The organism is Nocardiopsis listeri NBRC 13360, assembly GCF_001570765.1.
GTDB classification, from domain to species: Bacteria; Actinomycetota; Actinomycetes; order Streptosporangiales; family Streptosporangiaceae; genus Nocardiopsis; species Nocardiopsis listeri.
On sequence record NZ_BCSH01000052.1, the window covers coordinates 1 to 15,355 of the forward strand.

Annotated in this window: 12 protein-coding genes and 1 pseudogene; 12 read left to right on the top strand and 1 reads right to left on the bottom strand. The window is 69.8% G+C overall.

The annotated features are described in order from the left end of the window. Positions 1-137: 137 nt before the first annotated feature. The 10 genes and pseudogenes from NLI01S_RS26795 to NLI01S_RS16835 form a co-directional block, all read left to right on the top strand. Positions 138-794 (top strand): annotated as a pseudogene (locus NLI01S_RS26795) (hypothetical protein); the annotation flags it as partial. Between the two features lie 56 nt (positions 795-850). After that, a complete protein-coding gene (locus NLI01S_RS26800; RefSeq protein ID WP_449289445.1) occupies positions 851-997 on the top strand; it encodes a hypothetical protein in 147 nt (48 codons plus the stop codon). Between the two features lie 769 nt (positions 998-1,766). Continuing rightward, a complete protein-coding gene (locus NLI01S_RS16800; protein ID WP_067605559.1) occupies positions 1,767-2,762 on the top strand; it encodes a dihydroxyacetone kinase subunit DhaK in 996 nt (331 codons plus the stop codon). A gap of 14 nt (positions 2,763-2,776) precedes the next feature. Then, positions 2,777-3,406 carry a DAK2 domain-containing protein gene (locus NLI01S_RS16805; protein ID WP_190318497.1) on the top strand — a complete coding sequence of 210 codons (630 nt, stop codon included), beginning with the start codon at positions 2,777-2,779 and terminating at the stop codon, positions 3,404-3,406. 98 nt (positions 3,407-3,504) lie between these two features. Continuing rightward, entirely contained in the window at positions 3,505-4,293 is a 789-nt protein-coding gene (locus tag NLI01S_RS16810) for an SDR family oxidoreductase (protein WP_067605561.1), read from the top strand. Between the two features lie 175 nt (positions 4,294-4,468). Beyond that, positions 4,469-5,275 carry an ABC transporter permease gene (locus tag NLI01S_RS16815; protein ID WP_067605565.1) on the top strand — a complete coding sequence of 269 codons (807 nt, stop codon included), beginning with the start codon at positions 4,469-4,471 and terminating at the stop codon, positions 5,273-5,275. Positions 5,276-5,393: 118 nt separating this feature from the next. Next, entirely contained in the window at positions 5,394-6,167 is a 774-nt protein-coding gene (locus NLI01S_RS16820) for an ABC transporter permease (protein WP_067605700.1), read from the top strand. Between the two features lie 3 nt (positions 6,168-6,170). Next, positions 6,171-7,178: an ABC transporter ATP-binding protein gene (locus NLI01S_RS16825; protein ID WP_067605568.1), complete on the top strand. Its 1,008-nt coding sequence runs from the start codon at positions 6,171-6,173 to the stop codon at positions 7,176-7,178. 106 nt (positions 7,179-7,284) lie between these two features. Further along, the gene (locus tag NLI01S_RS16830) at positions 7,285-7,815 is read left to right on the top strand and encodes a hypothetical protein (protein WP_223809277.1); all 531 of its coding nucleotides are present in this window, start codon (positions 7,285-7,287) and stop codon (positions 7,813-7,815) included. A gap of 230 nt (positions 7,816-8,045) precedes the next feature. Beyond that, a complete protein-coding gene (locus tag NLI01S_RS16835) occupies positions 8,046-8,972 on the top strand; it encodes a DMT family transporter (protein ID WP_223809278.1) in 927 nt (308 codons plus the stop codon). Between the two features lie 1,914 nt (positions 8,973-10,886). Here the strand turns inward: NLI01S_RS16835 and NLI01S_RS16840 are convergent. Further along, positions 10,887-12,638 (bottom strand): GAF domain-containing sensor histidine kinase, encoded by a 1,752-nt coding sequence (locus NLI01S_RS16840; RefSeq protein ID WP_067605570.1) that lies wholly within the window; start codon positions 12,636-12,638, stop codon positions 10,887-10,889. A gap of 315 nt (positions 12,639-12,953) precedes the next feature. Here NLI01S_RS16840 and NLI01S_RS16845 point away from each other — a divergent pair, with 315 nt between their 5' ends. After that, positions 12,954-13,769 carry a hypothetical protein gene (locus NLI01S_RS16845; RefSeq protein ID WP_067605572.1) on the top strand — a complete coding sequence of 272 codons (816 nt, stop codon included), beginning with the start codon at positions 12,954-12,956 and terminating at the stop codon, positions 13,767-13,769. A 363-nt stretch (positions 13,770-14,132) separates the two neighbouring features. After that, positions 14,133-15,227 carry a hypothetical protein gene (locus tag NLI01S_RS16850; RefSeq protein ID WP_067605574.1) on the top strand — a complete coding sequence of 365 codons (1,095 nt, stop codon included), beginning with the start codon at positions 14,133-14,135 and terminating at the stop codon, positions 15,225-15,227. The last annotated feature ends 128 nt before the right edge of the window (positions 15,228-15,355 follow it).

Here is a 15,355-nt window from a genome sequence, read left to right on the forward strand (position 1 = left end):
GACAACCCCAAGACTCCCGACCCCAGGCGCCCCACCGGCCACACCCCACACCCACCCCTTGGAATCACCCATCTAGAGCGTTGAGGGGGTTTCTCGGAACTCCTGCGAACACAGCGAAGGGCGTCGAGGATCAGAGTGTGACCAATGACCTTGACGCCCTTCTGACAGCACTCTACGTCCACCTGGACGATGAGGTGATCCCTTCCCGGGAACAACCCCGCGAACGTGGACCGAAACCGCTGCTCACCGACGCCGAACCGGTGTGCGTGGCCATCGCCCAGGTTCGGCTGCGCCACGGTTCCGAACACCACTGGGTGCGGGCCGCCCCGCACCAGATCGGGCACCTGTTCCCCCGTCTGCCCTGCCAACCGGAGTACGACCGTCACCTGCGGAACCCGGCCCCGATCCTGCTCAAAGCGACGATGTGGTCGGCCCGAGCAACCCCTACCCGGCACGAGGAACTCCGGTTGCTGGATGGCACCTCCGTCCGATGCGGAGCCTCGCGGGTCACCGTCCACCGCTCCGACCTGGGCCAGATCGCCGGGTATGGGATGGGCGCCTCCCAGCACGCCTTCTACCGGGGCGCCAAGCTGGTACTGATCACCACCGCCGATGGTGCGGTGTGCGCGTTCGGCCTGGCCCACCCCGAAGAGCTGGACGAGCGTGAACAGGCCCTGCACCTGCTGCACGCGCAACCTCCCGCCCCAGGGCCCACTCCGATCGTGTGTGACAAGGGCTTCGCCGGGGCCGGGATCGAGGCGGCGGTGTCCCGGCCGGGTCGTCCAACAGCCCGGCGCGGCCCGCCCGGTAGCCCAGGACCACCAAGAGCAGCAGTGGGTACGCGAAGGCGATGAACACCGGGCCGAAGGGCAACCCCACCACACGACCGATCCAGTCCTCGACGGTCAGGTACCCGGGCAGCGCGAACGCCTCCGGTCCCTGCGTCGCGCTGCCCACGCTCATCCCGACCATCGCGACCGGCACGGTGATCGCGTAGAACACCGCGAACACCACCGCCGCCCGCACGATCGCCTTCTCGGAACGCAGCAGCAGCCAACCGGTGACCAGAGCCGCCAGGCCATAGGACGTGAGGATCTCGCCGGGGAAGACGAGGAGGGCGTGCACGGCACCGAACAGCAGCAGGAAGAAGCCCCGTCGGCGCAGCAGCCTGCGGACTTCCCGGTCGGAGGTGCCCTTGGCGCGCTGCCGGGAGACCATCCAGGCCATCCCGTAACCGAACAGGATGGCGAACATCGGGAAGGAACGGTTGTCCAGGAAGAGCGTGGTGAACAGGGCGGCGAGTCGATCCCGGGCGGGTTCGCCGGACACGTCCACCCCGAAGCCGACCCCGGCGTACACACCGGCGTAGGCCATGGCGATGAGCAGCAGCATGACGCCGCGGCCAGGTCGGGGGCGAGTTTGCGGGCCGCCCTCGGTGGAATCACGGAACCGGTGGAACCGTCCGTCGGTGCCGACATGTCGACGTGTCCTTATCTCGGCCGATCTCGATCGATGTGCTCCCGGTCCGGCCGGTGCCGGCGGACTCCAGTCTCCGTCGGGGGAGGGGCGCGGCGCATCGGTCGGTGGGCCGGCCGACCGGCCGGATCGGGGCCGCCATGGTGGGTCGGTCGGCCACGATCGGATCCGACCGGCGGGAGGTCCCCGGAGTGGGGAGTCGTCGAAAGCGGGTAGGTCGTGTGGGCGGGACGCCGTGCCAGGCCCATGGCGCGGCGCCCCGTCAGAACCTCGACGATCCGGGAGGCGGCATGAGCCGGTTCTTCATGAACGAGCGCGAGACCCTCGTCGAACAGGCGTTGGAGGGGCTCGTCGAAGCCCACGGCGGCCTGGTCGACGTGCGCACCGATCCACTGTTCGTCACCCGGCGCGTGCCCACCACGGGCAAGGTCGCGCTGGTGTCGGGCGGTGGTTCCGGGCACGAACCCCTGCACACCGGCTTCGTCGGTCAAGGCATGCTCGACGCGGCCGTGCCGGGGGACGTCTTCGCCAGTCCCACGGCCCTTCAGGTGCGCGCGGCGATCCAGGCCGCCGACACCGGCGAGGGGACGGTCATGGTGGTCAAGAACTACACCGGGGACGTTCTCAATTTTTCCATCGCCGCCGAGCTCCTCTCCGAGACGCATCGGGTCGAACAGGTGTTGGTCGATGACGACCTGGCCACGCAGAAGGAGGACGAGGGAGGACCCGGCCGGCGCGGAACCGCCGCCGTGGTCGCGGTCGAGAAGATCTGCGGAGCGGCGGCCGAGGCGGGTGCACCCCTCGACGAAGTGCGGGAACTGGGCCGGCAGGTGGTGGCGCGGTCGGCGACGCTCGGTGTCTCGTTCGAGGCGTGCACCAACCCGATGACCGGACGACGCTCCTTCGACCTGGAACCCGGAGAGATGGAGTTCGGCGTGGGCATCCACGGTGAACGCGGCATCGAGACCAGATCGACCACCGGTGCGGCGGAACTCGTGGAGAGCCTGGTCACACCCCTGGTGGAGTCGGTGGGTCTGCGCCGTGGCGACTCGGTCCTGGCGATCGTCAACGGCCTGGGCGCCACCCACGGACTCGAACTCGGAGTCGCGGCCCGCGAGACCCGACGGGTCCTGGACGGGCGGGGGATCGGCGTCGCCCGATCCCTGGTCGGACCGTACGTGACGTCGTTGGACATGAAGGGGTTGTCGATCACGCTCACGGCGTTGACCGACGATCTGGTGAAGTTCTGGGACGCGCCGGTGCGTACCCCGGCGCTGGTGTGGTGACGGGAGTGGTGGACATGACGGGTGATGGGAACGCGGCCGACCTGACCGGCGCGGAGGCCAAGGCGTGGCTGCTCGCGTTCGCCGAACGGGTGATCGCCGACGCCGACGAACTCACCGAACTCGACCGGAAGGCCGGTGACGGCGACTTCGGATGGAACATCTCCTCCGCGCTCAAGCGGGGCCGGGAGGGGTTGGCGGGGATCGAGGGCGAACACCCGGCCCAGGTGTTCCAGACCGTGTCCGACGCCTTCCTCGCCTCCGGCGGAACCAGTGGTCCGCTGTTCGGGCTGTGGTTCGGTCGACTCGGTTCGGGACCCTTCGCGCCCTGGGACGTGCCGGAGTTGGGCGCGGCCTTCGGCAGGGCCACCGGGGCGGTGCGCAGGCTCGGCAAGGCCGAGGTGGGGCACAAGACCATGGTGGACGCGATGGCGCCGGCGACCGACGCGCTCACCGAGACCTCCACGGGCGTCTGGCGGGATGCGGTGGCGGACGCGGCGCGGGCCGCCCGCGCGGGCGCGGACTCCACCGGTGGGATGATCGCGCACCGCGGACGAGCCAGCTACCTGGGCGAACGCGCGCAGGACGTGCTCGATCCGGGCGCGGTGGCCGTGGCGTGGTTCTTCGAGTGCGCCGAGGGGGCCTGAGGAGAGGATGTGCCCCGGGGCCGATAGCCTCCCGTTCCGCGGACCGAGAACACCGAGAAGACGGATCGAGCACGCGGAAGCGGGAGCGAGGGACGGGCATGAGCGAAACCAGGAGCGATGCCGGTGACCACAAGGGCGACGACAGGGGCGACCACAGGGTCATCGTGATCACCGGGGCCGGCGCGGGGATCGGTCGTGTCACCGCGCGACGTCTCCTCGACGACGGTCATTCGGTGGTCCTGGCGGGCCGTCGTGCCACCACCTTGGCGGAGACCGCGGAGGGCCGTCCCGGGGCGATCGTCGTGGAGACCGACGTGACCTCATCCGACTCGGTGCGATCGTTGTTCCGGGAGGTGCGCGAACGACACGGTCGCGTGGACGTGCTGTTCAACAACGCCGGTGTGTTCGGGCCGGCGGCGTCGGTGGAGGAGATCACCGACGAGGACTGGCGTGAGGTCCTGGACACCAACGTCACCGGGGCGCTGTACTGCGCCCGAGAGGCCTCGTTGGTCATGCGGGACCAAGAACCCCGGGGTGGCCGGATCATCAACAACGGGTCCATCTCGGCGCAGGTGCCCCGACCGTCGAGCGTGGCGTACACCGTGAGCAAGCACGCCATCAGTGGACTCACCGCGTCCATGAACCTGGACCTGCGTGGTCACGGCATCGCGTGCACCCAGATCGACATCGGCAACGCCGCCACCGCGATGACGGCGGGGTTCGGCGCCAACGCCCGCCAAGCCGACGGTTCGGTGCGCCCCGAGCCCACCATCGACGCCGCGCACGTCGCCGACACCATCGCGCACATCGTGTCCCTACCGTTGGACGTCAACGTGCCCACCTTGACGGTGATGGCCCGGGAGATGCCCTTCGCGGGCCGCGGCTGACCGCGGTACGTCGAGGAGAACCCACGCGTCCCACCGTTCCCGGACCTTCCGAAATCACGGGTGGAGGCGTTGTCCGCTGTGCTAGCGTCGCTTCCTCTAGGCGACCCGGACCTGGCCCCCTGGCCCAGGGACGTGCCGATTGCACGTTCTTCAGCCGTCAAGGGGAGTCGCGCCCATGCGTGTCCACTTCGCGGTGTACGCCCGAGGGCTACGCCGCCATTCGACCTACCGTGCCGCGCTCGTCGCAGGCCTCATCACCAACTCGGTCTTCGGCGCCATCAACGCGATGGTCCTGCTGGCCGTGTTCTCCGCGCGCCCACAGATCAACGGGTACGACGCCTCCGACGCCGTCACCCAGGTGTTCGTCGGGCAGATGCTCATCGCGGTCACCATGATCGTCAACACCGGGCCCTCACTCGACCTCGCAGAGCGCATCCGCACGGGTGAGGTCGCCAACGACCTGCTCCGCCCGGTCTCCCTCCAGGGATGGTGCCTGTCACAGGACCTGGGCCGAGCCACCTGTGGCTTCCTCTTCCGCGGGGTGCCGACCTTTCTGGTCGGCGTGGTCCTGTTCGACGTGGTGGCGCCGTACGAGATCGCGGGCGCGCTCGCGTTCTCGACCTCGGTGGTCCTCGCCGCACTGGTCGGCTTCGCCCTGCGCTACCTGTACTCGCTCTGCGGGTTCTGGATGTTGGACAGCCGTGGAGTGTGGGCGGTCGCCGGGCTGGTGGGGCCGATCCTCGCGGGGATGATCCTGCCGCTTCCCCTGTTCCCACCTGCGATCGGGGACCTTCTACGGCTGCTGCCGTGGGCGTCGATGGTGCAGATTCCCGCCGAGATCCTGCTCGGCAAGGAGTCACTGCCCGGGGGCGGAATTCTGAGCGGTCTGGCCCTCCAGGCGCTGTGGGCGGCGGTGTTGCTCGGTCTGGGGGCCTGGATCACCGCCACGGCCACGCGCAGGGTGGTGATCCAGGGTGGCTGACACCAAGGACCACGCAGGAACCCCCGGGAGCGGGCGGCCCGAGCCCGGGAGCGGGCGGCCTGGTCGGGTCCGGTACACCGCCACGACACTCCTACGGCCGTTCGTCGACTACCGGCGGCTGGCCTGGCTGTGGGTGCGGGCCTTCGCGCAGTACCCGCTCTCCCTGGTGCTCATGTCCTTGGCCGTCACGGTCAGCGTCCTCACCCAGGTCGGCGCCGTGGTGATCCTGTTCGGCCACGCCGGTGCCCTCGCAGGATTCAGTGTGATGGAGGGGTTGTTGGTGTTCGGGCTGGCCTCGAGCGCCTTCGGGATCGCGGACATGTTCGCGGGTTCGGTGGAACGCTTGGGAAACCACATCCGGTCGGGAACCCTGGACGCCATGCTCATCCGGCCGGTGTCCCCATTGGTCCAGGTGGCCGCGGACGAGTTCTCACCGCGACGGTTGGGCAAGGTCGTCCCGGCCCTGGCGATCCTGGGGGTCGCCCTGTCCGAGGTCGACGTCGAGTGGTCCGCGGCCAAGGTGGGCCTGCCGGTCCTGATGGTGCTCTCAGGCACGCTGATCTGTGCCGCGATCTGGGTGATCACCGGGTGCCTGCAGTTCTTCGTCGCCGATGCGCGCGAGGCCGCGAACTCGCTCACCTACGGAGGGCAGGCCCTCACCGAGTATCCGATCGCGATCTACGGTCAGGAGGTCGTCCGCTCGGTCACCTACGTGGTGCCGCTGGCCTTCATCAGTTGGCAGCCCGCACTGCTCGTCCTCGACCGCCCCGACCCCCTCGGAATGCCCGAGCAGCTGCGTTACCTCGGGCCGGTCGTCGCGGTCCTCCTTTGCCTCTGCGCAGCCCTCACCTGGCGGTTCGGGTTGCGTCACTACCGATCCACCGGGAGCTGAGAGATGACCCCGAACGAGACCCTCCACCGTGAGACACCCGGAGAACCGATCATCGAGGCGGTCGGTCTGGGACGTGACTTCGTCCTGTCCGAAGGCCCGTTCCTGCGCCGGACCCGTCGCCGGGTCAGCGCGGTCGGCGACGTCACCTTCACGGTCCGGGCCGGGGAGATCGTCGGATACCTCGGTCCCAACGGTGCTGGGAAGTCCAGCACCATGAAGATGCTCACCGGCATCCTCACCCCCACCTCGGGGACCGTCCGGGTGGCGGGCCTGGAACCGGCCCGCCGACGCACCCGGTTGGCCGCGGAGATCGGGGTGGTGTTCGGACAACGCACCACCCTGTGGTGGGACCTTCCCCTGCGCGACAGCCTGTCCCTGACCCGGCACCTGTACCGGGTGCCGGAACGTGAGCACGCGGAACGCCTGGCGGAGCTCACCGAACTCCTCGAACTCGGTCCCTTCCTGGACACGCCGGTCCGACAGCTCAGCCTGGGTCAGCGCATGCGGGGCGACCTCACCGCCGCCCTCCTGCACGCTCCACGGCTGCTGGTCCTGGACGAACCGACCATCGGACTGGACGTGGTGAGCAAGTCGACCATCCGCGAGTTCCTGCTGCGGACCAACGCCGAACGGGGCACCACCATCCTCATCACCACGCACGATCTGGGGGACGTGGAACGTCTGTGCGACCGGGTGATGGTGATCGACCATGGTCGGTTGGTCTTCGACGGAGACCTCCCGGAACTGCGCGCGACCGTGCCGGTACCGCGGGTCCTGGTGGTAGACCTGGCGGCTCCGGCGCCGAGGATCGAGGTTCCCGGGGCCCATGCCGTACGGGTGGAGGGTCCCAGGCAGTGGTTGGAGCTGCGGGACAACCCCGCCAGGGTGATCGCCGAGGTGGCCGGGGACCACGAGGTGGTCGACCTGACACTGCGCGAACCCGACATCGAGACGGTGGTGTCGTCGCTCTATCGAGGGACGGTGTCGGTGGAGCGGGCGGACGGATCCTGAAGCGTGTGGACGCGGTGTTCGGATGCGGTGAGGGGAGCGGGCACCACGCGTGGTGGTGGTATCACCACCATGGAATCCGAGGACGGCACCCGAAAGACTCGGTCGTATGGACAGAACCCTTCCGAGCCCGGTGCGTTGGTCCACGTTCCTGTGGGCGTCGGCGATCGCGGCGGGCATCATCGAGACCTCCCTCGCGGTGGCTCCCGGGTTGGCGGAGGGCGCCGCGGTACCGTGGCTCGCCCTGTCGGTCCGCGGGCTGCTCTACACCTTCTCCGCCCTGTTGGTCGTCTGGTTCGCCAGGGGGCGGCGCTGGTCCAGGGTGACGCTCGTGGTGTTGATGACCGGTGTGGGCCTGGCGAGCGTGCTGGCGTCCATGGGGCTGGGAGTGCTGTCCGGCCCGGGTGCGTTCGCCGGCCTCGGCTATGAGGGCCCGGGTGCCACGTTGGTGCTCCGGATCGTCCACACCGTCGTGTACGTGGCGGCGGTCGTGGTGGCCACCGTGATGGCGTTCCTCCCCGCTTCGGGCCGCTACTTCGCCGCCACCGGCGTCGAAGACGGCCCCTCCCACCCGGAGGACGGCGGACGGCCGGACGTTGGGGGCGCCGTCATCGACCGCGCCCTGCTCACCGGCGGCTGATCGGTCGAGTCACCGAGTCACCGAGTCACCGCCTGGTTCGGTCTTCGGGGTGGGGGCCGGTTGTCCACAGGGGTGAGGGCCGACCTGTCCCCGCCCGACGTGCTCGGCCTACCGTGGGCATACGGGGGAGCCTCGCTCTTCGCGCGTTTCGGTGTGCCCTCCCACCACCTTGGCCACCCCCTCAGCCGTCCAGTTGCCGTATTTCGTCCCATACCGGAAAAATGGCGCGCATGACGCTGTTCTCCTACGGCATGTGGCTCGGGGTCACGTTCGGTGTGCTCTCCTGTGCGGCGTACACGGTCGCCGCCGTGGCCCAACGCAGGCTCGCGGTCCGGCTCTCCGAGCCGCTCACGGGTGGACGGCAGCTCGGTCTGTTGCTGCGGCACCCGCTCTGGTGGGTGTCCCTGGTCTTCAACGGAGGCCGTGCCGGGTTCCAGGTGGCGGCGGTCGGTTTCGCCCCGCTCACCGTGGTGCAGCCCCTCGGCGTGCTCGTCCTGGTCTTCGGTATCCCCTGGTCCGCCCGGCTGGAGCAGCGGCGGGTGAGCTCGGCGGAATGGCGTGGGGCCGTCTTCACGATGATCGCCCTTGGCGTCCTGCTCGCGGTCACCGTCACCGGGGGCGTGGGCGGGGTGATGTCGGAGTCGGACTCCGTGCTCGTCGGCGTGGGAACGGTCCTGTTGGTCTCCGCCGTCGCCTGGGCGGCGGGCAGGGCTCCTTCGATGGCCTGGCGAAGCCACCTGCTGGCCGGGGCCGCCGGTGTCGCGTTCGGGGTCTCCTCGGCGACGGTGAGGACCGCCGTGTGGGCGTTCGGAGACCTCGGGGTCACCGCCTTCGTCCACCCCGCGACCCTGGCCACCCCGGTGATCGCGATCTTCGGGCTCTTCCTGGCGCAAGCCGCCTACCAGGGTATGGACCTGGGCGCGCCGCTCGGCATCACCACGCTCGCCAACCCGGTGGCGGCGGCGGTCGTGGGTGTGGCGTTCATGGAGGAGACCTACGCCGGCGGCATTCCCGGCGCGGTGACCGCCGTGGTCTGCGCTCTGGTCGCCGCACACGGGATCCGGTTGCTCACCGTCCGCTCCGATGGTTGGTCCGGCACCCTTCCCGAGGCCTCCGAACCCGGATCCGCGGAGTCGGAGTCTCGACCCCGCACCTGACCGGACCTCGCCCTTGTAGGCCGTCGACGCAGCTCCTAGAAGAGGCCCTGCCGGGCGATGAACCCGCCTCCTCCCTCCCCGTTTCGACGGTGGCTTCGGACGCGCTTTCGTTGCGTTGTTTCGTCACTCCCGTGATCCGTCAGGCACATTGCGTAGGCGCTGTTTCGTCGCTCCTGGTACACATGGAGCGTTTCAGGGAGCGGTGACGAAACGAACGGGCCAGGGTTTCATTCGTGCCACACGAGACACCTGATGCCAGGCTCTCGCGTCGGCGACACTCCTCAGGTTCGCTCCCTCACCCCTTCGGCACCCCTCCGGCCGGCCACGTGCCGGACAGCCGAAGGCACCATCGGCCCGCCGGAGTGGACCGTCCTGTTGGTGGAGCCCGAGACGCACGGGCCGGCCGGCGCGGGCTGAAACAGCCCGAGCCCGTGGCCACCTTCCTTCGGGCCGCGACCGCGCGAACCGGAACCCGCGACGGGCATGGTGACGCGACCTCCACAGCGGCGCGCGAGGTGGATCCGGGACGAGCCGAACCGGACATCCTCGATGAACCGGTACCCGAGAGCGTCTTCCCCGGGGCCGTCGCGGTCGGCGTCCTCTCGACCACCATCGAACCGACCGGTGACGGCTTCCAGGGGGACACCGTCCCCTCGCCACCCTCCCTCCGCGCCGAGACGTACCTTCCCGGCGACAGCCCATGTCGGACCACTGACGTCCGGTGTCCGTGCCCCCGGATCTCCCGGGCTCCGTACGCATCGCCGTTCCTCTTGAGGGCCGCTCGTCGCGGGGAACGACCGGCGTCCGAACGGCGCCGTCGCGCGATCGGGATACTCGTCGGAACGCCGATCCCGCCCCTCACTCGGGGTGGTCTTCTCGTGGGTCGGGCAGAGGGTCTCGCCGGTGACGTTCGTGCCCCTGGTGACCCCCTGGCGGCTCCGACCCTCGGTCGCCGCGCACCGTCGTGCCTTCGCGGCCTCGACCTCGGTGGGCGGGTGCGCGTCGACACGAACCGGCCGGGTGGGACTCTTTCAGGCCCGCCCTCGCCGGCCCCTCTGACGGTCATCCCCCGAGGCGACCCCATGATCCGGACCACGGCGCGGTCCCCCTGTGGGGGTGTCCCCACGATGCCGTTCGTGGTGCGGTCACCGGCGGAACGGCGGCTCGAACCTTCGTGGGCCGCGACCAGGGCGGCCGTGGCATCGCGGTACGCGTCCGGTCTCGCGCCGAACGCGGTGATGCCGGAGGGGCAGAGGGTGGTCGCGAGGTACCCCTCCACCTCCAAGGAGGTCGCCGGGTACGTGTTCGGGCTCGGCGGCATGGCCAATCTCCCTTGTGGTGATCGCGTCGACGCACCCCGGTCTCGCCGAGGCCGGAGGGATCGCGTCGGTGGTCACCCGGCTCGATTACCTGAGGACCGTGTTCTTCGCCGTTCCCCGTCTTTCCTCGATTCGGTGTCGCCGGTGGTTGCGGACACCGGTCCTGCTCGCTCTGCAGGAAGCTCTTCCGGGGTATCCGGGTGTTCATCCGTCGATCGGTCCGGGGCACGACTCGGAGCCTCAGGTCAAAAGACCGGGAACGGCGCCGGCCGGGTGGTTCCACCCCGCCGGTCGTCACCGTCTTCGAAGGCTCGGGTGATCCGGCTTCGATCGACTCGGTTCCGTCCCCGGCCGGGCAAGTGCGCTACCGGTGTGCGGGTCACCGGCGGTGATGGTGTTCGGATCGAAGCGGTGAAGGACCGATGGTCGGGGTGAGGTGGGCGCGGAAACGGTGACCTCCCACTGATCGGGGACGGGGAGGGACCGGATGGCCTTCCGGTGACCCTCACCTTCCACTGAACACGACCGGAGATCGCCTGCCAAGCCCCGATCCGCGGCCTGTGGACAACCCTTCCGGGCCCGGAAGGGGGCCGATTCAGTACAGGTCGGGGTGCGGTTCCGGAATCGGGTCGGGGACCGGAACCTTCCAGGTCAGGACGGTCCCGGAGACCTCACCGCGCTTGGCCTCGAATTCCCCGCCCAGAGCCAGGGCCCGCTCCTTCATGTTGCGCAGCCCGCTGCGGCGACCCGTCTCCGGCAACCCGACCCCGTTGTCCGTGACGCTCAACGCAAGGGTGGTCTGACGGCCGGTGACCGCCCTCTCCTCCACGACCACGGACACGTGCACCTCCGAGGCCTGGGCGTGTCGGGCCACGTTGGTCAACCCTTCGCCGAGCACCGCCAGGAGTTGCTCACCCACGTCCTCGGGGACCGAGGCGTCGATCGGCCCGTCCAGACCCACCCCCGGATGACAACCGAGGCTGTGCGCGGTGTTCTCCGCCAGACGCAGGATCCGGCCGCGCAACGACGTGTCCTGCCGGCTCGGTGGGTTCTGTAGGTCGAAGATGGTGGACCGGATCTCCCTGATGGTGCCGTCCAGTTCGTCGATGGTGAGCTGGACCCGTTCCTCGGCCTCGGCGGAATTGATCAGCCGGACCGTGCTCATCAGGGTCATCGCCGAGGCGAACAGCCGCTGGATCACCACGTCGTGCAGGTCCTTGGCGATCCGGTCGCGCTCCTCCAACACCACGATCCGCTCGGTGTCGCGGCGGGCGTCCGCCAACTCCAGGGCGACCCCCGCCTGCGCGGAGAACGAATGCAGCATCCGGCGGATGTTGGCGTCGAACGGAGCCCGTTCGAGGAGCTTGCCGAGCAACAACACGCCTCGGGTGTTCCCCGGGGCGCCCAACGGCACCAACAGCCCGGGACCGTACCCGCGGTGCGTCAGCATCGGGCACTCGGCCTGCCGTAGATCGGGGATGGTGACGGCCTCCCCGGACTCGTACACCCACCCACAGACGGAGTCGTGGATCTCTACCGGCGTACCCAGGATCTCCTGGGCGACCGGGCCGTCCGCGAACTCCGCGAAGAGGTGCCCGCGCGCGTGCGGGTCGGGCAGCATCACCACCGCGGTGTCCGCCCCACTGATCTCCCTGGCCTGGGCCGCCATGTAGGTCAGCACCTGGTTGGTGTCCGCACCCGAGAGCAGCCGCGTGGTGATCTCGCTGGATGCGCCCAGCCAGCGTTCGCGTAGCCGGGTCTCCTCGTACAGGCGGGCGTTCTCGATGGCGACACCGGCGGCGGTGGCCAGCGCGGTGACCATCGCCTCGTCCTCCTCGTCGAACTCCTCGCCGCTCTCCTTCTCCGTCAGGTAGAGGTTGCCGAACACCTCGTCGCGTACCTGGATCGGCACACCGAGGAAACTCGACATGCCGGGGTGCCCCTCGGGGAACCCGTCGAACTCCGGGTGGTCGCGCAGATCGGACAGGCGCAACGCGACGCGGTCGTACAGGGGTGCGCTCAGCACGCCTCTGCCATGAGGGAAGCGACTGATCCGTTCGACGTGCTCTCGGCTCAGACCCACGGGGATGAACTCGGTGAAGTTACCGTCCTCGCCGATCACTCCGAGTCCGGCGTACCTGGCCTTCGTCAGCTGTGCGGCGGCCTCTGTCAGCCTGCGCAGTACGGTGGCCAGGTCCAGATCACCACCGATGGTCAGCACCGCCTGTAGCAGGGAATGCACTCGTCCCTGGGCGGATAGTCCTGTTCGTGCCCCGGAATGCATCTCCGCGAGGAGCTCGCCCAAGGGCTTGGGGGACAACCGGTGGCTCTGGGGGATCTCGGTCATGTGTGGTTCAACCTCCGCAGAGCCGTTGAGGGGTTGAGGGCTAATACTCGAATTGTCGTTGGTTTTTTCCCGTTTTGCCACATCTGGCCGCTGTGAAGCCCGTCTGTGGGTCGGATCAATTACTTCGAAAACGCGGACGACGGTTGGGCAATTCATGCTAACGTCGCGGTCAGTCAGCGCGGCAAGCCCTCTCTGACCTGGAGTCGAGCATCTGGAACACGATGTTTCCGGTGCCATTCACATGAACCCCTACAGGCTGTCGGGACCCGGGCAACGCCTCGGGGAGGCCCCACAGTACGGCGGAAGGAAACCTCGGTGTCTGGATACCACGGTACGGTCGGCGCCACCGGCGTCGGTCCCGCCGTGTGGCCGGAACCACTCCGCGGGGCCCTGCTGTTCGCGGGACTGGTCACCGGGATCCTGTTCACCGTATGGCTCTCCTCCACCCCGGCGCACGCCGAGGAACTCTCCCTCTCCGAACCCGCGCTGCCCTCGACGAGCACCGTCGTGGAACGGGCGGAGGAACTCGGCCCGGTCGGTGACACCGTCGCCGAGGTAGGAGGTCACGCGACCCGAGCGGTCGGTGGTGCCTCGGAGGCCGCACGAGCGGTCGAGACCAAGACCCCGGACCCGGTTCTGCACGTTCACGAGGCCGTGCGTTCGGCCCCGCTGCCCGAACCGGGCGAGCTTCCCGAGACGCTCGTCCCGGTCACCGGTCAGGTCGAACACCCCGGGTCCGAGGACGCGGACGGCTCCGATGAGACCGGCGTGCGCACCGAGACGGGGCGGACCTCCGAAGAGCCCGAGGCCGAAGAGACCACGGCACCTCTGGACACCCCGCCTCTTCACGAACGGGCCATCCCCGACCCGGTCCAGGGGGCCGACGCGGCGGACACCGACGGCGAGAGCGATCGCCTCGGCCCGGACGCCCTCGACACCTCATCCTCCGGCGGCACCGCGCCCACCACGGCGCCCACCACCGGCGGCACCGCGACCGCGCCCACCGTCGCCGGCTACCTCACCACCGCGGCCGCTCCGGCCCCCGCCCCCGGACTGTTCGAGGCCGCCCGACACGTCCTGCGTGCGGCGCCCGTCGAGCCCACGGACGAGTCCACCTTCTCCCCGGACTAACGGACCCCATAGGCCGACCGCGCCGCCACGTCCCGAGCGTTCCCACACGCTCCTCATCTCTTCGGCGTCCCACCGCGCGCGACCGGCCCCGCACCGGCGCACCCTTCCCAGCCACGTCTCTGGGGGCTGACGTGAGCCCCGCACCTCCTGCGAGGTTCACGTCAGCCGGTGATCCGCCAGATCGACCGACTGAATCCGGCCGGAACCGACCTCGCCCCTCCCAGGGGCGCGATGGTTCAACCGCCGGAACAAGCCTTCCGGCCCCGATCCCCTGGCCAGGGAGACGGGCCACCGTGACGGGGCGCGACACCGCCCCGCCGCACCCGAACGAACCGACACGAGAACCACTCTGGAAGGACACACATGTTCCACACCGCCCGCTCCTGCGCCCAGGCCATGCTGTTGGCGGCCGGCACCGCCGGATTCGTCGCCCTCGGCGCCGGGATCGCGGGGGCCGACACGCTCGGCGGTGTCACGGACGGCCTCCCCCTGGGAGACCTGGGAAACCAGGTCCCCACCGCCCTGACCGAAGGCGTCGCCACCCCTGTCGGTGACCTGGTCCAGGTCCAGCCCGGCGAGATCTCCGCCCGACCCGACGTCCAGCACCAGTCCGGAACCCCCACCGACACCGCCGGACACGTCGTCGGTGACGGTGTCTCCGCCGAAACACCGATCGAGGTCGGCGAGGAGAACGCCACCGAACTCGGCCCGCTCGCTCTGGACGGAGCCACCGAGACCCTGCCGCTGACCGAAGCCGCCGGAGGATCCCCGGTCGGCGGTGCGGTCGACCCCCTCTCCGGGTTGTTGGGAGGTACGGGGCTGCTCGACGCCCTGCCCCTGGGCGGCGGCGGACAGACCCTCCCGCTGAACCACTCCGAGCCGCCCCTCGACCTGGGGCACCACGCATCCGTCGTCGAGGACACCGCAGGCGAGTTGGGGAACCGGGTCAAGAACGGGGTGCAGGAGACCGACCCGCACCTGGTCGGCCTGGACGAGGTCGACCTCGGCCGGATCGCCGGGACCGTCCCCATGAGCGACCCCGTGGGGATCGACGCGGGCGAGAACGCCGACCTGACCGGCGGGGTCACCACCCTGTTGCCGGCGGACGTCGCCGGGACCCTCCCGATGAGCGGCTCCGAGGACCTGGCCGCCACCGACGTGGTCGACGGCGTGGACGCCGGGGCGCTGAACGAGGTCACCGCGCCCATCACCGACACCGCCGACGAACTCGAACTGCCGCTCCCCACGGGTGACTCGGCCCGTACCCTGCCGCAGAGCGGTGCCACGGACCTGGTGGGCGATCTGCTGCCGCAGACCCCCGGCGGCGACCTCGTCGACGTCCAGGGTCTGCCTCAGCTGGGAGAGCCCCGGGTCGACACCGACCAGTTGCCCGTCTCCACCGACGAGCTGCCCGTGGCCGAGGGCTCCGCCGCGGACCTGGGGCTGGGCCTGAGCTGATTCCGAACGTGCGCCCACCCACAATGGTGGGCGCACCGATTCCTCGCCCGGACCGCCCGCTCCGGTCCGGGGCGGAGGGCGACCCAGGGGTTTCGAGAGCATTCGGGGCGTCGGGGAGACCCCGGCGC